Source organism: Mycobacterium sp. NAZ190054 (assembly GCF_001545925.1).
Taxonomy (GTDB): domain Bacteria; phylum Actinomycetota; class Actinomycetes; order Mycobacteriales; family Mycobacteriaceae; genus Mycobacterium.
The window spans coordinates 1-16,868 of the sequence record NZ_LMVQ01000018.1 but is presented as its reverse complement, the minus strand read 5'-3'; the positions used below and the strand labels follow the sequence as shown (position 1 = coordinate 16,868).

At 69.0% G+C, this 16,868-nt stretch carries 19 protein-coding genes and 1 pseudogene; 10 read left to right on the top strand and 10 right to left on the bottom strand.

Features of this window, described 5'->3' with window-relative positions:
- Window positions 1-13 precede the first annotated feature (13 nt).
- Window positions 14-697 carry a peroxide stress protein YaaA gene (gene yaaA, locus ASJ79_RS02185; RefSeq protein ID WP_082753615.1) on the top strand — a complete coding sequence of 228 codons (684 nt, stop codon included), beginning with the start codon at window positions 14-16 and terminating at the stop codon, window positions 695-697.
- Window positions 698-727: 30 nt separating this feature from the next.
- On the opposite strand, the gene ASJ79_RS02180 is transcribed toward yaaA, so the two are convergent.
- A complete protein-coding gene (locus ASJ79_RS02180; protein WP_067952779.1) occupies window positions 728-1,243 on the bottom strand; it encodes a hypothetical protein in 516 nt (171 codons plus the stop codon).
- An 89-nt stretch (window positions 1,244-1,332) separates the two neighbouring features.
- Between ASJ79_RS02180 and ASJ79_RS02175 the strand changes: the two genes are divergently transcribed.
- The 4 genes and pseudogenes from ASJ79_RS02175 (at window position 1,333) to ASJ79_RS02160 (ending at window position 3,762) form a co-directional block, all read left to right on the top strand.
- Window positions 1,333-1,581, top strand: coding sequence for a hypothetical protein (locus ASJ79_RS02175; RefSeq protein ID WP_067952777.1), 249 nt, complete (start codon window positions 1,333-1,335; stop codon window positions 1,579-1,581).
- A 4-nt stretch (window positions 1,582-1,585) separates the two neighbouring features.
- A complete protein-coding gene (locus ASJ79_RS02170) occupies window positions 1,586-1,945 on the top strand; it encodes a hypothetical protein (protein ID WP_067952775.1) in 360 nt (119 codons plus the stop codon).
- Window positions 1,946-1,959: 14 nt separating this feature from the next.
- Window positions 1,960-2,824: pseudogene (locus ASJ79_RS02165) on the top strand (hypothetical protein).
- A 20-nt stretch (window positions 2,825-2,844) separates the two neighbouring features.
- The gene (locus ASJ79_RS02160; protein ID WP_067952773.1) at window positions 2,845-3,762 is read left to right on the top strand and encodes an alpha/beta fold hydrolase; all 918 of its coding nucleotides are present in this window, start codon (window positions 2,845-2,847) and stop codon (window positions 3,760-3,762) included.
- Window positions 3,763-3,764: 2 nt separating this feature from the next.
- Here ASJ79_RS02160 and ASJ79_RS02155 read toward each other — a convergent pair whose 3' ends face one another.
- The 3 genes from ASJ79_RS02155 to ASJ79_RS02145 are packed head-to-tail and all read right to left on the bottom strand — an operon-like array spanning window position 3,765 to window position 6,089.
- On the bottom strand, window positions 3,765-3,989 hold the full coding sequence (locus ASJ79_RS02155; RefSeq protein ID WP_067952771.1) for a hypothetical protein: 225 nt from the start codon (window positions 3,987-3,989) through the stop codon (window positions 3,765-3,767).
- A gap of 54 nt (window positions 3,990-4,043) precedes the next feature.
- Window positions 4,044-5,312, bottom strand: a complete 1,269-nt coding sequence (locus tag ASJ79_RS02150) for a competence/damage-inducible protein A (protein WP_067952769.1) — start codon at window positions 5,310-5,312, stop codon at window positions 4,044-4,046.
- Window positions 5,313-5,342: 30 nt separating this feature from the next.
- Complete coding sequence (locus ASJ79_RS02145; protein ID WP_067952767.1) at window positions 5,343-6,089, bottom strand: glucose 1-dehydrogenase; 747 nt, start codon at window positions 6,087-6,089, stop codon at window positions 5,343-5,345.
- Between the two features lie 79 nt (window positions 6,090-6,168).
- Between ASJ79_RS02145 and ASJ79_RS02140 the strand changes: the two genes are divergently transcribed.
- Complete coding sequence (locus tag ASJ79_RS02140) at window positions 6,169-7,248, top strand: diacylglycerol kinase (protein WP_067952765.1); 1,080 nt, start codon at window positions 6,169-6,171, stop codon at window positions 7,246-7,248.
- Here the strand turns inward: ASJ79_RS02140 and ASJ79_RS02135 are convergent, their stop codons facing one another.
- Entirely contained in the window at window positions 7,249-7,695 is a 447-nt protein-coding gene (locus tag ASJ79_RS02135) for an ATP-binding protein (protein ID WP_067952763.1), read from the bottom strand.
- A 44-nt stretch (window positions 7,696-7,739) separates the two neighbouring features.
- Window positions 7,740-8,123 (bottom strand): STAS domain-containing protein, encoded by a 384-nt coding sequence (locus ASJ79_RS02130; protein WP_067952761.1) that lies wholly within the window; start codon window positions 8,121-8,123, stop codon window positions 7,740-7,742.
- A gap of 206 nt (window positions 8,124-8,329) precedes the next feature.
- On the opposite strand from ASJ79_RS02130, the gene ASJ79_RS02125 reads away from it, so the two are divergent.
- Together ASJ79_RS02125 and ASJ79_RS02120 are read left to right on the top strand one after the other, a co-directional pair.
- Entirely contained in the window at window positions 8,330-9,094 is a 765-nt protein-coding gene (locus ASJ79_RS02125; protein WP_067952759.1) for an HAD family phosphatase, read from the top strand.
- Window positions 9,095-9,148: 54 nt separating this feature from the next.
- Window positions 9,149-10,279 carry a nitronate monooxygenase gene (locus tag ASJ79_RS02120; protein ID WP_067952757.1) on the top strand — a complete coding sequence of 377 codons (1,131 nt, stop codon included), beginning with the start codon at window positions 9,149-9,151 and terminating at the stop codon, window positions 10,277-10,279.
- 40 nt (window positions 10,280-10,319) lie between these two features.
- On the opposite strand, the gene ASJ79_RS02115 is transcribed toward ASJ79_RS02120, so the two are convergent.
- The 3 genes from ASJ79_RS02115 to ASJ79_RS02105 are packed head-to-tail and all read right to left on the bottom strand — an operon-like array spanning window position 10,320 to window position 13,554.
- The gene (locus tag ASJ79_RS02115) at window positions 10,320-12,686 is read right to left on the bottom strand and encodes an excinuclease ABC subunit UvrA (RefSeq protein WP_067952755.1); all 2,367 of its coding nucleotides are present in this window, start codon (window positions 12,684-12,686) and stop codon (window positions 10,320-10,322) included.
- Window positions 12,687-12,689: 3 nt separating this feature from the next.
- The gene (locus ASJ79_RS02110; RefSeq protein WP_067952784.1) at window positions 12,690-13,100 is read right to left on the bottom strand and encodes a VOC family protein; all 411 of its coding nucleotides are present in this window, start codon (window positions 13,098-13,100) and stop codon (window positions 12,690-12,692) included.
- Window positions 13,101-13,110: 10 nt separating this feature from the next.
- On the bottom strand, window positions 13,111-13,554 hold the full coding sequence (locus tag ASJ79_RS02105) for a helix-turn-helix transcriptional regulator (RefSeq protein ID WP_067952753.1): 444 nt from the start codon (window positions 13,552-13,554) through the stop codon (window positions 13,111-13,113).
- 82 nt (window positions 13,555-13,636) lie between these two features.
- On the opposite strand from ASJ79_RS02105, the gene ASJ79_RS02100 reads away from it, so the two are divergent.
- Together ASJ79_RS02100 and ASJ79_RS02095 are read left to right on the top strand one after the other, a co-directional pair.
- Window positions 13,637-14,218 carry a TetR/AcrR family transcriptional regulator gene (locus tag ASJ79_RS02100; RefSeq protein ID WP_067952751.1) on the top strand — a complete coding sequence of 194 codons (582 nt, stop codon included), beginning with the start codon at window positions 13,637-13,639 and terminating at the stop codon, window positions 14,216-14,218.
- 8 nt (window positions 14,219-14,226) lie between these two features.
- On the top strand, window positions 14,227-16,491 hold the full coding sequence (locus tag ASJ79_RS02095; protein ID WP_067952749.1) for a molybdopterin-dependent oxidoreductase: 2,265 nt from the start codon (window positions 14,227-14,229) through the stop codon (window positions 16,489-16,491).
- On the opposite strand, the gene ASJ79_RS02090 is transcribed toward ASJ79_RS02095, so the two are convergent.
- Entirely contained in the window at window positions 16,488-16,814 is a 327-nt protein-coding gene (locus ASJ79_RS02090; protein ID WP_369803605.1) for a hypothetical protein, read from the bottom strand. The two genes, ASJ79_RS02095 and ASJ79_RS02090, sit on opposite strands and share 4 nt — an antisense overlap.
- Window positions 16,815-16,868 lie beyond the last annotated feature (54 nt).

The window sequence follows — 16,868 nt, the reverse complement described above, 5'->3', positions numbered from 1 at the left end:
GGCCGGACGTGACCTGCTCGTCGCCCCGGAACTGTTGCGCCACATCGCGCACCGGCGGGAGGCCGAACGACTCGTCGAGCTGGCCGCCGACCGGCCCGCCAGCCGCAAGGCGCTCGGGATCTCCCCGGCCCAGGACGCCGAGATCGACCGCAATGCCGCCCTGCGCACGGCGCCGACCCTGCCCGCGATCCGCCGCTACACGGGTGTGCTCTACGACGCGCTCGACGTCGAATCGCTCAAAGGCGCCGCGGCCGGCCGCGCCGAGGCTCGACTGGCCGTCGGCTCCGCGTTGTTCGGCCTGTTGCGGGCCGGCGACCGCATCCCGGCCTACCGCCTGTCGGCGGGCTCCAAACTGCCGGGCGGTCCGACCCTGGCGGCCCGCTGGAAACCCGTCCTCGAGCCCGTGCTCGCGGCGATCGTCCAGCGCGAGTTGGTCGTCGACCTGCGGTCGGGCTCCTATGCGGCGTTGGGCAGGGTGCCCGGCGCGGTGTCGGTCGACGTGGTCGCCGAACACGCCGACGGCCGGCGCACCACCGTCAGCCACTTCAACAAGGCGCACAAGGGGCGGCTGGCCCGCGCGCTGGCGACCACCCGGTCCGAACCCGCCGATGCCGCCGCCGTGGCAGCCGTGGCCAGACGCGCCGATATGCGCGTCGAGCGGCGCGATGACCACCTGACCGTCGTGGTGCCCGCCTGAAAAGCGTTGTGGCGCAGTGTTGGACGGGACTCAGAACGACACGATGAAGTCGGTGGTGTAGAACTCCTGAGGCGTCTGGGACATCGGGCTCGGCCGGGTCACCGAGGCCCACACCCCGGTGGCGCCGGACGCGATCGGTCCGCGCACGGTGACCGCTCCCCCTCCTGCGGCGTCGGTGAACAGCGTCGCGGCGAGCACTCCCGGGTCACCCGCGGCGCAGCCCGCCGCCGACGCGCGTGGCAGTTGGATCACGCGGACGTCGTACGGCGTGTTCGGCACCCCGGTGGCCATCTGCACATCGACGACCAGTTCGCCGCCCGCGACGCGGAACTGGCTGAAGACCCTGCCGTACGAGTCGGGACCGGTGTACTCGAACTTGCTGAAGTCGCAGCGCCGCCACGCCTGGCTGAACGGCACCGGCACCACGCCGCTGGCGGACAGATCCGGTTGGGCCACGGCCACACCGGTACCGCCCGGCAGCACGCCGAGTCCACTGGCGGTGACGACGGCAAGGGCTGCGAGAGTGAACCGGACGAGTCGACGCATCCGTGGATTCTCTCATTGCGTCGCCGCCTGCGGACCGCGTCGGGCCCATCCGTTGACGGGAGAATGCCGACGCGGGAGACTTCGCCTCGATGTCGACACTGTGGCTGTACGTGCGGATTCAGGCCATGATGCTGGTTTTCGGGATCGTCGGCCCGATCTTTTTGTTCGTGTACTTCGCCGCCCAGCCCGATCCGGGGTTGCGATGGATGTACTGGTGGGGGTTGTTCATCACCGCCGCGGACGTCCTCGTCGCGCTCAACATCACCGACGCGATGGTGGCCAGGGACCGCGGCTTCGACGAGAAGCCCTCCGTGTCATCCGGATCCGGGGAAGACTGACGCCGTGGGATATCCCGGGTACGTGGTGCCCGCCGCGCCGCGGCGTTCCGGCGCCGACATCGTGATCTCGATCGTGGTGCTGGTACTCACCGTGCTCTTCGGCGGTGTCGCCGCGTTCCTCGGCCTGTTCTCGCTGGCCTTTCTCGACCACTGCCCACCGGAGACCTGCAGTGTCGACGGCGCGGTCAACGCCGTCTTCACCTCGCTGCTGGCGGCAGGGGCCGTGGGTGTGGCGGGGCTGGTGGTGACCGTCGTCCAACTCGCCCGCCGAAAGACCGCCTGGCCGTTCGCCGTCGGGACCTTCGTGCTGTGCGTGCTGGCGGTCGGTCTCGGTGTCGTCGGCTACTCCGCGGCCGTCGGCTGAAATCAGGGGTGCGCATGCTCAGAGACATTCGGGAACTGGCGGATTCGCCGCAGGAGTACGCCGAGGAACTCCGCCGACGCTGGGGTGGGCTGCTCAGCTACCGCTATATCGGGCGCCGCTACGCCCAGATGGATCTGGGGCCGGAGGACAACACCGTCGCGGTGCGCCGCGACATGCGCGACGGAGCGGGTGGGCTGCTGCTGGCCGTGCTCGGCATCGCGTCGCCGGAGGGCGGGCAGATGTCCGACCCTGGAGGCGGTGCCCAACCCGGTGATCCACTCCTGCCAGGTCCTCGATCCCGGTGTCGGGGTCAGCCGCATCGAGATCGTCTCGGAGGGACTCAAGCGCGGTCGGCAGATGGGGTACAGCCGGTCGAAGATTGTCGACGCCGACAACCCCGGCCGGGTGCTCGCGCTGACCAAGGGGCAGGGCATCAGCATCGGGACTCCGCCCGACGGCCTGCAGAAGATGGAGGCCAACCCGCTGGAGATCGTCGACTCCCCGGACCTGCCGCCGCTGTGGGAGGTGTTCGGTGCCGGGTTGCGCGACGACGGGCGCTGGGCGCTGCCCCGACTGTCCGTCGACGTCGCCTCCCCCGACGCCGCGCTGCACATCGGTCCGCAGTTCGTCGTGCTGGAAGCCGCGGCGCGGCACCGGGCGGCCGAGGTGGCCGGCACGACGCACCTGCACGGAGTGGCGTCCCATGTCATGTTCGTCGCACGCGGCAAGACGGGGCCGTTCCGCGTCGAGGCCGAGCCGCTGCCCGGAGCCGACGGCCGTATCGCGGTACGGGTCACGATGCACGACGAGGGTGCCGGCGACCGGCTGACGACGGTCGCGTCCTACCTGTTCGGGAGAGCCGGTCAAGCGGCCGACTGAGGCGTGCGACACTTTCGCGCATGGCTGTCGACATCGCACGTCCCAAGCTCGAAGGCAAAGTCCTCGTCGGTGAGGACCGCCAGCTCGGATTCGCCGAGTTCGGCGATCCGCAGGGCCGGGCGATCTTCTGGCTGCACGGCACACCGGGCGCGCGACGACAGATCCCGGTCGAGGCGCGGGTGTTCGCCGAGAAGAACGGCATCCGGCTGATCGGCGTCGACCGGCCCGGCATCGGTTCGTCGACACCGCACGAGTACCACCGGGTCATCGACTTCGCCGACGATCTGCGCACCGTCGCCGACACCCTGGGCATCGACCGGATGGAGATCATCGGGCTCTCCGGCGGTGGCCCGTACACGTTGGGGTGCGCCGCGGTGATGCCGGACCGGGTGGTCGCCGTCGGCGTGCTCGGCGGTGTCGCGCCGACGCAGGGCGCCGACGGCATCGGCGGGGGCATCATGGGCAACGTCGGCCTGTCCGTCGCGCCGTTGCTCGAACACGTCGGCACCCCGCTCAGCGTGGTCGCCACCGGGCTGATCCGGCTGATCAAGCCGGTCGCCGAGCCGGCGCTGTACCTGTACGCGAGCATCTCGCCGGAAGGGGACCGGCGCCTTCTGGTGCGCCCGGAGTTCAAGGCGATGTTCCTCGACGACCTGCTCAACGGCAGCCGCCGCCAACTGGCTGCACCGTTCGCCGACGTCGTGGTGTTCGCCCGCGACTGGGGATTCCGGCTCGACGAGGTGAAGGTGCCGGTCCGCTGGTGGCACGGCGACTGCGACCACATCGTGCCGTTCGACCACGGCAAGCACATCGTGGCGTTGCTGCCCGACGCGGAGTTCTACCCGCTACCCGGCGAGAGCCACCTCGGCGGTCTGGGCGAGGCCCAGGGGATCATGCAGGCCATGAGTGACCTCTGGGAAGCGCACGACAAACGCTGAACTCAGCGCTTCAGCCAGCCCTGCACGGTGGGCAGATCCTTGCTGTAGGTCTGCATGATGTCGTCGTGGTAGAGCGTGCCGCCGCTGATCGCGGCGTCGCCCTGCCAGACGAGGTGGATGCGGACGACGCCCTTGTCGAAGTAGTCGCTGCGATCCGCGGCGCGGTGATTCCAACCGGTCTGCTCGGCGAGCGCCGTGACCGCCTGCCGCTCGTCGGTGTCAACCATCGGTGTGTCTCTCCATGTTCGGGGCGGTGGGTTGGCAATGCTGTCGCGACCACCCTAACCGTCGCCGGTCAGTGCCCTTCGGAGCAGATGCATCGCCACGGTCGTGGAGCGTTCGCGGACGTCGGACCGGTCACCCGGTAGCCGCGTCGTCCGGGTGAGTGTGGCGCCGTCGGCGAGTGCCACCGAGAAGCACACGGTGCCGACCGGCTTGGCCGCGGTGCCGCCGCCGGGTCCGGCGATGCCGGTGATCGCGACCGCGGTGTCGGCCCCGAAACGGCGCAGCGCACCGGCGGCCATCGCCTCGGCCACCGGTTCGGACACCGCGCCGTGCGCGTCGATCAGCGCGGGGTCGACGCCCAGCAGGTCGATCTTGGCCGCGTTCGAGTAGGACACCACCCCGCCGGCGACGTACGCCGAGGAACCCGCGCGCTCGGTCAACCGGGCGGCCAGCAGCCCGGCGGTGCACGATTCGGCGGTCGCGATGCTGCGCCCGGCGAGCAGTCCGGCGATCTGGTCGTCGACGAAGCTGCCGTCCTCGGAGAAGATCTCGCGACGGTGGCGGTCCCGCAGCACCGCCACCAGGTCGGTGTAGGCAGCCGCGTCCGGCGGTTCGAAGCGGGTCACGATCTCGAGCTCACCGCGCCTCAGACACGTGGTGATCTCCAACCGGTCGAACCCGTCGACGGTCTTCTCGGCGTCGCGCAGGGTGTCGGCCAGCCCGGATTCGGGCAGCCCGAACATCCGGATCGTCTGCTGCTGGTACCGGGTGCGCCCCGCGATCGCGTGCTGCACCGGGTCGGTGTCGACGGCCGCCCGCCACATCGGCTGCAGTTCGCGGGGTGGACCGGGCAGCACGACGACGGTCGGGGTGCCGGGGACCACCAGCCCGGGCGCGGTGCCCACCGGGTCCAGGATCACCGCGCCCGCCGGCACCAGCGCCTGTTTGCGGTTGGCCGCCAGCACCGCCTCGGGGTCGACGCCGGGGAACCTCGCCATCATGCCGGTGACGATCTCGCCGATCGTCGCTTCGAGTCCGGTGTCGAGGACCAGTTCCCGGCCGCAGAACCGGGACACGATCTCCACCGTCAGGTCGTCGGCGGTCGGCCCGAGACCGCCGCTGGTGATGATGAGGTCGACGCCCTGGGCGGCCAGGAAGTCCAGCTGTGCCTCGATGTCGGCGGGTCGGTCTCCGCACAGGGTGATGTGCCGCAGCTCGACGCCGAGTTCCAGCAGCCGGTCGGCGAGCCAGGGGCCGTTACGGTCCTGGACGCGTCCGGTGAGGACCTCGGTCCCCGTCACCACGATGCCGGCCCGTGCGCTCACAAGACCTGACCTTACGCAGGCCTGCCGGACCTACTTGTGCGGCACGTCGTTGGTGAGGCCACCGTCCATCACGAACTCGGCGCCGGTCGAGTACCGCGACTCGTCGCTGGCCAGGAACACCACGAACGTGGCGACCTCTTCGGGCTGGCCCGGCCGGCCCAGCGGGATGCGCAGCATGTTGTCCGGGAAGTGTTTGGTCATCGGGGTGCGGATGAAACCGGGGTGCACCGAGTTGACCCGGATGTTGTGCGCCCCGAGTTCGAGGGCCGCGGACTTGGTCAGGCCGCGCACCGCCCACTTGGACGCGACATAGGGGTGCACCATCACGGCGCCGCGCAGGCCTTCGATCGACGAGATGTTGATGATCGACCCGCCCCCGGCGGCCTTCATCGCCTCCACCGACGCCTGCATGCCGAGGAACGTCCCGGTCAGGTTCACGTCGATGACCTTCTGCCACTTGGCCATGTCGAACTGGCCGATCTGCCCCAGCGCCACCGTGCCTGCGTTGTTGACGAGCACGTTGAGCTTGCCGAAGTCGTTGACCGCGAGCGCGACGGCGGCCTCCCACTGGTCGGCCTGGGTCACGTCGAGATGCACGTACCGGATCGAGTCGGGGGTCTCGGCGTTGATCTCCTCGGCCAGCGCCTGGCCCTTGTCGTCGAGGATGTCGCCGATGACGACCTTGGCGCCCTCGGCGACCAGTGCACGCGCGTCGGCCGCGCCCATTCCCTGTGCCCCGCCGCTGATGAGTGCCACTTTTCCGTCCACGCGTCCCATGGGGCGTCAGGGTACCGCACGGGTAGACACAAACTAGAACCTGTTCCTATTTCGTTTTCCGCGACGCATACTGCTCGCCATGGCTATTCGAGTGGCGCTCATCGGCACCGGAAACTGCGGCAGCCTGGCGCTGCGCCAGCTGATCGAGGACGACCGGTTCGAGCTCACCGGCGTCTGGGTGTCCTCCGACGCGAAGGTCGGCAGGGACGCCGGTGAACTCGCGCGGCTGGACGTGACGACCGGCGTGGCGGCGGTCGACGACCTGGGCGCCGTCATCGACGCGCGGCCGGACTGCGCGGTGTACTGCGCGATGGGCGACGTGCGGCCCAAGGAGGCGCTGGCCGACGTGCGCCGTCTCCTCGAAGCGGGTGTCAACGTCGTCGGATCCTCCCCCGGTTTCCTGGCCTACCCGTGGGGCGTCATTCCCGACCGTGCCATCGAGCGGGTGGAAAGCGCTGCGCGCCAAGGGAACGCGAGCCTGTTCATCACCGGTGTCGACCCCGGGTTCGTCACCGACCTGCTGCCCCTGGCGCTGGCGAGCACCTGCCAGAGCATCAGCCAGATCCGCACGATGGAGATCGCGGACTACGCCACCTACGACGGTGCGACGGTGATGTTCGACGTGATGGGGTTCGGGAACGAGATCGGCGACCTGCCGTTCCTCTACCAGCCCGGCATGCTCAGCGCCGCCTGGGGCGTCGGGATCAGGCAGCTCGCGGCGGGCCTCGGTGTCGAGGTCGGCGAGATCCGGGACACGGTCGAACAGGAGCCGGCGCCGGAGGATTTCGAGGTGGCGGTCGGAACGATCAAGAAGGGAACCGTCGCCGCCGTGCGGTTCCTGATCGAAGGTTTGGTCGACGGCCGGCCCGCGATCGTCGTCGAGCACATCACCCGGCTGCGCGGGGACCTTCGGCCGGACTGGGCGCAGCCGGCCCAGGAGGGCGGCTCCTACCGGGTGGAGATCACCGGCGAACCGTCGTATGTGATGGACATCTGCCCGACGAGCCGCAACGGCGACCACAACTACGCGGCGATCCTGGCCGCGGCGGGCCGGATCGTCAACGCGATCCCCGACGTCATCGCCGCCGAACCGGGGATCCGCAGCACGCTCGACCTGCCGCTGGTGACCGGACAGGGCACCTACCGCGCGCTGCGGTGATCAGCTGCGGCGGACGTCGCGCCACTCCAGCCGGACGGTGGTGCCGCTCGTCGACGGTTCGATCGTCGCGCAGTCGGCGAGCGTCTCCATCAACGGGATGCCGCGGCCACGGGTGCGAGGCGCCGGCTCGATCTGGCGCTTACGCCACATGCCGCGGTCCTCGATGCACACCGTCAGCGTCTGCGCCTGCGGATCGTGAACGGCGTGGATGTCGATCGTGCCGGGCCGGTCGGCTTGCAGGTAGGCGAATTCGGCGGCGTTTGCCAGCGCTTCGTTGACCGCGAGCACCACATCGCTGATGCGGACGTCATCCAGAACGAAGAAGCGCTTCAACCAGTCGGTGATCTCCTGCCGCACCCGCGCGACCGCGCCAGCGTCTGCATCGACACCGAACCGCTCAAAGCGTTCTGCATTGGCTACCTCGGCCGGAGGCATGGAATCGATCATGGCAGTCGCTGGCTACCCCTCAAAGCATCTTCCTAAGCGGAGTCCTACGTGTCGCGCGCCGCGAGCGCCTCGTCGAGGTTCGGGTAGAGCCGCACGATGTCGGCGATACCGACCAACTTGAGGGGGCGACTCGTCGCGGGGCCGTCGGCCACCACGCTGATCGTCACGTCGGAGCCGGCCTTGTCGTGCGCGGCCACCAGGACGCCCATGCCGGCCGACGCGAGGAACTCGACGTCGGTGAAGTCGATCACCACCGCTGCGGGCTGCTGGTTCAAGGCGGTGTCGATCGCCGTCTCCAGCTGGGGTGAGGTGAGCATGTCGACGACCCCGGACACTCCTACGACGGCCGTCCGATCGACCCATCGCTCAGTCACGACACAGTTCGACGCCCCTGCCGCGCCCGTGCCTTCGGCTGCTTGTTCGTCCAAGGTTCACCTTCCATGTCAGGCCGCTCATCGCATTCTGCGAGGGCACAACAGTGCTAGTCACGCAGGCTGCATCCTGAACCCGGCAAGACCAAACTACCGTGGCCGGCTTCCGCAGCGACCAGGGCACAGAGTAAACCAGGACTGACGGCGCCGCCCGTAGCATGGCTTGTCAGCCCAGTGCGGGCCCGTGATACGAGGAGCGGAATGTGACCGCTGACGCCGCGACACCGGTGGATCCGGTCGCCGACATCGCCGCCGGTCCGCCCGGGCCGCAGGTCGGCGCGTTCTTCGACCTCGACGGCACGCTCGTGGACGGGTTCACCGCCACCGCACACGCCGGCGACCGCATCCGTCGCCGCCAGGCCCGGATCGGCGAGGTCACCGGTGTCATCGAGGCGGCCATGCGCTACAAGATCGGCCGGGTGAATTTCGGCAGGCTGCTGGAGCGCGCCGCCGGCTACCTTCGCGGCGAGTCGCTGGCCGACCTCGACGTGGTCGGCGAGCGGCTGTTCGCCGAGCGGGTGAGGTCGCGGGTGTTCCCGGTGATGCGTGAGATCGTGTTGGCCCACCAGCGACGCGGGCACACGGTGGTGCTCAGCTCGTCGGCGCTGACGATCCACGCCGAACCGGTCGCCCGCTATCTGGAGATCGACCACGTGCTGTGCAACCACTTCGAGCTCGACGACCGGGGCCGGCTCACCGGCAGGATCGCCAGGCCCGTGATCTGGGGCAGGCAGAAGGCCGCAGCCGTCGAGCGGTTCTGCGCCAGCGGCGGCGTAGACCTGTCGCGCAGCTTCTTCTACGCCGACGGCAACGAGGACATCGCGCTGATGTCGCTGGTGGGCCATCCGCGCCCGGTGAACCCGCGGCGGGAACTGGCGGCGGTCGCCGCCGCCCGCGGCTGGCCCGTCCTCCGCGTCCGGACGCCGGGTAAAGGCACCACCGGCGGCCTGCTGGGTGTACTAAAGTAGAACACGTTCCAATTTTGACCCTCGTGTTCCCCATGGCCATACCAGGAGCGGACTATGCATACTCCCCTGTGCGACGCATTGGGTATCGAATTCCCCATCTTCGCGTTCACCCACTGCCGTGATGTGGTCGTCGCGGTCAGCAAGGCGGGAGGTTTCGGCGTGCTGGGCGCGGTGGGCTTCACCCCCGAACAGCTCGAGATCGAACTGAACTGGATCGACGAGAACATCGGCGACCACCCGTACGGCGTGGACATCGTGATCCCGAACAAATACGAGGGCATGGATTCGGGCATGTCCGCCGAGGAACTGAAGTCGACACTGAACGCGCTGGTGCCGCAGGAGCACCTGGACTTCGCCAAGAAGATCCTCGCCGACCACGGGGTGCCGACCGACGACAGCGACGACAACGCGCTGCAACTGCTCGGCTGGACCGAGGCCACCGCCACCCCACAGGTCGAGGTCGCGCTGCGGCACCCGAAGATGACGCTGATCGCCAACGCGCTGGGCACCCCGCCCAAGGACATGATCGAGCACATCCACGCCGAGGGCCGTAAGGTCGCGGCGCTGTGCGGATCGCCGTCGCAGGCCCGCAAGCACGCCGACGCCGGGGTGGACATCATCATCGCCCAGGGCGGCGAGGCCGGCGGGCACAGCGGTGAGGTCGGCTCGATCGTGCTGTGGCCGCAGGTCGTCAAAGAGGTGGCGCCCGTTCCTGTGCTGGCCGCCGGCGGTATCGGCAGCGGGCAGCAGATCGCCGCGGCGCTGGCACTCGGCGCTCAGGGCGCGTGGACAGGTTCGCAGTGGGTGATGGTCGAGGAGTCGGAGAACACCCCGGTCCAGCACGCCGCGTACGCGAAGGCCACCAGCCGCGACACCGTCCGCAGCCGGTCGTTCACCGGTAAGCCGGCGCGCATGCTGCGCAACGACTGGACCGATGCGTGGGAGAACCCGGACAACCCGAAGCCGCTCGGAATGCCGTTGCAGTACATGGTTTCCGGTATGGCCGTGGCCGCCACACACAAGTACCCGAACGAGACCGTCGATGTCGCGTTCAACCCGATCGGCCAGGTCGTCGGTCAGTTCACCAAGGTGGAGAAGACCGCGACCGTCATCGAGCGCTGGGTGCAGGAGTACCTGGAGGCGACCAACACGCTCAACGAGCTCAACGAGGCAGCCAGCGTTTAGCCGTGATTTCGGCGTAGTTGGTCACGGTGGCGTTGACCAACTACGCCGAAATCGCTGAGGCGAGGTGTTTGGCGGTGAGGGTGTCCGCCGACTCGACCAGTTGTCGTGGCGTGCCCTCGAAGACGATCCGGCCGCCGTCGTGTCCCGCGCCGGGCCCCAGATCGATGATCCAGTCCGCGTGGGCCATCACGGCCTGGTGGTGCTCGATGACGATCACCGATTTGCCGGAGTCCACCAGGCGGTCCAGCAGACCCAGCAGCTGTTCGACATCGGCCAGGTGCAGACCGGTGGTCGGCTCGTCGAGGATGTAGACGCTGCTCTCGTCGGCGCCCTTGTCGCTGAGCCGCGCGGCCAGCTTGAGCCGCTGGCGCTCACCGCCCGACAGCGTGGTCAGCGGCTGGCCGAGGGTGAGATAACCCAGGCCCACATCCGCCATCCGGTCCAGGATCTTCTGCGCCGCAGGCACTTTCGACTCGCCTGCGGCGAAGAACGCCGCGGCCTCGGCGACCGGCATGGCGAGCACCTCGGCGATGTTGCGTCCGCCCAGGGTGTACTCCAGCACTTCGGCCTGGAAGCGCCGGCCCTCGCACTCCTCACACGGGGACTCCACGGTCGCCATCACCCCGAGCTCGGTGAAGATCACGCCGGCGCCGTTACAGGTCGGGCAGGCGCCCTCGGAATTGGAGCTGAACAACGCGGGTTTGACGCCGTTGGCCTTGGCGAAGGCCTTGCGGATCGGCTCGAGCGCGCCGGTGTAGGTGGCGGGGTTGCTGCGCCGGGAGCCGCGGATCGGGCTCTGGTCGATCGACACCACGCCGTCCATCCCGGCGACGGAGCCGTCGATCAGCGAGCTCTTCCCCGAGCCGGCCACCCCGGTGACCACGACGAGCACACCGAGCGGGATGTCGACGTCGACGTCACGCAGGTTGTGGGTGTCGGCACCGCGGATCTGCAACGCGCCGTTGGCGGTCCGGAACGACGGTTTGAGCGCGGCGCGGTCGTCGAGGTGCCTGCCGGTGAGCGTGTCGCTGCGGCGCAGGTCTGCCACAGATCCCTCGAAGACGATGTCGCCACCGTCGGTGCCCGCGCCCGGGCCGAGGTCCACGACATGGTCGGCGATCGCGATGGTCTCGGGTTTGTGTTCGACCACCAGCACGGTGTTGCCCTTGTCGCGCAGCTGGAGCAGCAGCGCGTTCATCCGGGCGATGTCGTGCGGGTGCAGCCCGATGGTCGGCTCGTCGAACACGTAGGTGACGTCGGTCAGCGCCGAGCCGAGGTGACGGATCATCTTGACCCGCTGGGCCTCTCCCCCGGACAGCGTGCCGGCCGGCCGGTCCAGTGACAGGTAGCCCAACCCGATCGCGACGAACGAGTCCAGCGTGTGCTGCAGCGCGGCCAGCAGTGGCGCGACCGATTTCTCCCGAAGGCTTCCGATCCACTCCGCCAGGTCGGTGAGCTGCATCGCGCAGACCTCGGCGATGTTGAGGCCGTTGATCTTCGACGATCGGGCGGTCTCCGACAGCCGGGTGCCGTCGCAGTCCGGACACGTCGTGAAGATGACCGCGCGCTCGACGAACGCCCGGATGTGCGGCTGCATCGCCTCGACGTCCTTGGACAGGAACGACTTCTGTATCTGCGGGATCAGCCCGAGGTAGGTCAGGTTGACGCCGTCGATCTTGAGCTTGGTGGCCTCCTTGCGCAGCAGCGCGTCGAGCTCCTCGGCGGTGAACTCCTTGATCGGCTTGTCGGGGTCGAAGAAGCCGCAGCCGTTGAAGATGCGGCCGTACCAGCCCTCCATCGAGAAGCCCGGGATCGTCAGCGCCCCTTCGTTGAGGGACTTGGTTTCGTCGTAGAGGGCGGTCAGGTCGAAGTCGTTGACCGCGCCGCGGCCCTCACACCGCGGGCACATGCCGCCGATGATCGCGAACTCGCGACGCTCTTTGACGGTCTTGCCGCCCTTGTCGAAGGTCACCGCACCGGCGCCGCTGATCGAGGCGACGTTGAACGAGAACGCCTGCGGTGAACCGATGTGCGGTTTCCCGAGCCTGCTGAACAGGATCCGCAGCATCGCCCCGGTGTCGGTCGCGGTGCCGACGGTGGAGCGCGGGTCGGCGCCGAGGCGCTGCTGGTCGACGATGATCGCCGTGGTCAGCCCTTCGAGCACGTCGACGTCGGGCCGGGCCAGCGACGGCATGAAGCCCTGCACGAACGCGCTGTAGGTCTCGTTGATCAACCGCTGCGATTCGGCGGCGATCGTGTCGAACACCAGCGAGCTCTTCCCCGATCCCGAGACACCGGTGAACACCGTGAGCCTGCGCTTGGGCAGCTCGAGGCTGATGTCTTTGAGGTTGTTCTCCCGCGCACCGGTGACGCGGATCAGATCGTGACTGTCGGCGGGGTGCGGCATGGTCTAGGTGAGCTCCTGGATCCGGACGGTGCTGCCCGCGGGGTCGCGGAACGCGCAGTCGCGCGCTCCCCACGGCTGGTGGGTGGGTTCCTGCATGACCTCGGCGCCGCTGGCCTGGACCCGTTCGAAGAGCGCATCGAGGTCGGTGGTGGCGAACATGATGCCGGCGTAGGTGCCCTTGGCCATCATCTCGGCAATGACGCGGCGCTCCTCGTCGGTCACACCGGGATCGGCCGCAGGCGGGGTCAGCACGATGTTGGTGTCGGGCCGACCCACCGGGCCCAGGGTGATCCAGCGCATGTCTGCGTAGCCGACGTCGTTGCGGACTTCGAGGCCGAGAGCGTCGCGGTAGAACGCCAGCGAGGCCTCCGGATCGGTGTGCGGCAGGAAACTGGAGTAGATCGTGATGTCCATGACGGCCACGCTAACGGCGGCCCGGCGCAGAGTCTTCTCGATTCCTGACCGGTCTGGTGACCCCTTTGGCCACGCACGACGGGATCCCGGGAATCACCTCCTCGGCTTCCCTGCGGTACACGCTGGGTGGGACGCCGACCAGCTCGGTGAACCGGGTGCTGAAGGTTCCCAGCGACGCGCAGCCGACGGCGAAACACACCTCGGTGACGCTCATGTCGCGGCCTCTCAACAGTGCCATCGCGCGCTCGATCCGGCGGGTCATCAGATACGAGTACGGCGACTCGCCATAGGCGAGTTTGAACTGGCGTGACAGATGTCCGGCCGACATGCCGACCGCGCGGGCGAGGGTTTCGACGTCGAGCGGCTTCGCGTAGTCCCTGTCGATCCGGTCTTTGACACGACGCAACAACGCGAGATCGCGCAGGTGTTGCGCGGACACCGGACCTGCGGGCACACCGGGATTCTACGGAAACCCTGTTCCCGGGTCGCCGTGTTATGTAGGGTTGCATACATAGCCGGCTGGAAGGGGTTGCCCTGTGACGAGTCCTCGCGAGCGGATGGTGATCTCCGCCGCGCTGCTGATCCGGGAGCGCGGTGCGCACCCGACGGCCATCGGTGATGTGCTCGCCCACAGCGGGGCGCCCCGCGGTTCGGCCTATCACTACTTTCCCGGCGGCCGCACCCAGTTGCTGTGCGAAGCCGTCGACTACGCAGCCGAATACATGGCCGACCGGCTGGCGCAGGCGTCCTCCACCCTCGAAGCTCTCGACAGGCTCTTCGCCGGTTACCGTAAACAGTTGCAGGACAGTGATTTCCGTGCCGGCTGTCCCGTCGTCGCGGTCGCCGTCGAAGCCGGTGACCCGGACAAGCCCGATCAGGCGGCCGCGGTGATCGAGCATGCCGCCGCGGCCTTCGCCCGCTGGCGCGACGTGCTCGCCCAGCGCCTGGTCCAGGACGGTGTCGACGCCGAGAACGCCGCCGCGCTGGCCATGCTCGTGCTCACCTCGTTCGAGGGAGCCATCGTCGTCGCGCGCGCGTCGCGCGATCTGCAGCCGCTGAACCTCGTCGAGGAGCAACTGCGGCAACTGCTCAGCGCCCAGACCGCTAGACGGAAGTGAGGTCCGCGATGACGGCACCAAACGGCGACTGGCATCCCACCGCGTGCATCCTGTGCGAATGCAACTGCGGCATCGTGGTGCAGGTCGAGGACCGGACACTCGTCCGTATCCGCGGCGACAGGAACCACCCCGCCTCGCGCGGCTACACCTGCAACAAGGCGCTGCGGCTGGACCACTATCAGAACAACCGCAACCGGCTGACCTCGCCGATGCGGCGCAGGCCCGACGGCTCGTACGAGGAAATCGATTGGGACACAGCGATATCGGAGATCGCCGCGGGCTTCCGGGGCATCGCCGACACGCACGGCGGCGACACGATCCTCTACTACGGCGGTGGCGGGCAGGGTAACCATCTGGGCGGCGCTTACAGCGGCGCGTTCCTCAAGGCCCTCGGCTCCCACTACCGTTCCAACGCGCTGGCCCAGGAGAAGACCGGAGAGCACTGGGTCGACTCCCACTTCTACGGTGGTCACACCCGCGGAGAGTTCGAGCACGCCGAGGTGGCCGTGTTCGTCGGGAAGAACCCGTGGATGTCCCAGAGCTTCCCGAGGGCCCGCGTGGTGCTCCACGAGATCGCCAAGGACCCCGCCCGGTCGATGATCGTCGTCGATCCGGTCCTCACCGACACCGCGAAGATGGCCGACTACCACCTCCGGGTGCGACCCGGCACCGACGCGTGGTGTCTGGCCGCGCTGGCCGCCGTGCTGGTGCAGGAGAACCTGTGTGACGAGCCCTTTCTGGCGGCCCACGTGACCGGCGCCGACGCCGTGCGTGAGGTGCTGGCCCAGGTTCCGGTCGCCGAGTACGCCCGGCGCTGCGGCGTCGACGAGGATCTGCTGCGATCGGCCGCGCGCCGGATCGGTACGGCCGGCAGCGTCGCGGTGTTCGAGGATCTCGGAATCCAACAGTCACCGAACAGCACGCTGTGCTCGTACCTGAACAAGATGCTGTGGATCCTGACCGGCAATTTCGCCAAACGCGGTGCCCAGCACCTGCATTCGTCATTCGCGCCGTTGTTCCGGCCCGGCGGGGTCGGACGTACACCGGTCACCGGCGCCCCCATCATCGGCGGGCTGATGCCCAGCAACGTGATCGCCGAGGAGATCCTGACCGATCATCCGGACCGCTTCCGCGCCATGATCGTCGAGAGCAGCAACCCGGCGCACTCGGTCGCCGACTCGGCCGTCGTCGCGCGGGCTCTCGGCGCGCTCGAGCTGCTGGTGGTCATCGACGTGACGATGACCGAGACCGCGCGGCTGGCGCATTACGTGCTTCCCGCGGCGACACAGTTCGAGAAGGTCGAGGCCACCTTCTTCAACCTCGAGTTCCCGCACAACACCTTCCATCTCCGGCACCGGCTGATGACACCGCTGCCCGGCACCCTGCCCGAACCCGAGATCTGGGCGCGTCTGATGCGCGCGCTGCGCGTCGTCGACGACGCCGACCTGGCGCCGTTGCGCCGGGCCGCGGCGCAGGGCCGGGAGGCATTCACCGAGGCGTTCCTCACCGCGGTCGGCGCCAATCCCCGGCTCGGCAAAGTGCTGCCGTTCGTGCTGTACGAGACGCTCGGGCCGGCCCTGCCCGACGGACTCGCCGGAGCCGCCGCGCTGTGGGGTCTGGCGCAGAAGACCGCGATGACGTATCCCGACGCGGTGCGGCGGGCCGGCCACCGGGACGGGAACGCGTTGTTCGACGCGATCCTGGAGGGCCGGTCGGGAATGACGTTCACCGTGCACGACTACGACGAGGACTTCTCTCTGATCACCCACCCGGACCGCAGGATCGCGATCGAGATTCCGGAGCTGCTCGCCGACCTGCGGGCGCTCGACGCGGCACCGGACGTGCTGACCTTGCCCGAGTATCCGATCGTTCTGTCGGCGGGCGAGCGCCGGGCCTACACCGCCAACGACATCATCCGTGACCCGGCCTGGCGCAAACGGGATGCCGACGGGGCGCTGCGGATCAGCGTCGAGGACGCCGCGACGCTCGGACTCCACGACGGCGACCGGGCCCGGATCACCACCGCCGCGGGCAGCGCCGAGGCCACCGTCGAGATCAGCGACACGATGCTGGCCGGTCACGCGTCGCTGCCGAACGGATACGGCCTGGACTTCGCCGACGGAGACGGCGGCACCTCGGTACCGGGAGTCGCACCGAACGCGCTGACCTCGGCCACGTGGCGGGATGCGTACGCCGGGACGCCGTGGCACAAGCACGTGCCGGCGCGGATCGAGAAGGTGGCGGTGCCGGACGGTCTCGTCGCGACAGGTTAGGGCACAACCGGCGCCGGGGCCGGGACGGGTGCCGGCGCGGGCGGCGCCACCGGCTGCGGGCCGGCGGGCATCCCCATCGGAGCCGTCGAGCTCAGCGGCCGCTGCGTCAGCAGCAGCAGCGCGTTGCTTCCGCTGACCTCCTGGGTCTGCATCGCATGCCACAGATCGCGCAGGTAGCCCAGGCGCGACTGCTGCGTCGGAGTGGCCGACGTGCCCGGCGGCAGGTTCTCAGGGCTGGCCAGGTGCGGAACACCCTCGGGCGCGGCCGAAACTGAGGACGAGCGGGCGGACCAAGGGTACGGCCAGGGCCAGGCAGAACGCACCGAACCACGCACCGACCAACGAGCTCGTCAGCACGGCACCGATGGCGCGTCCCG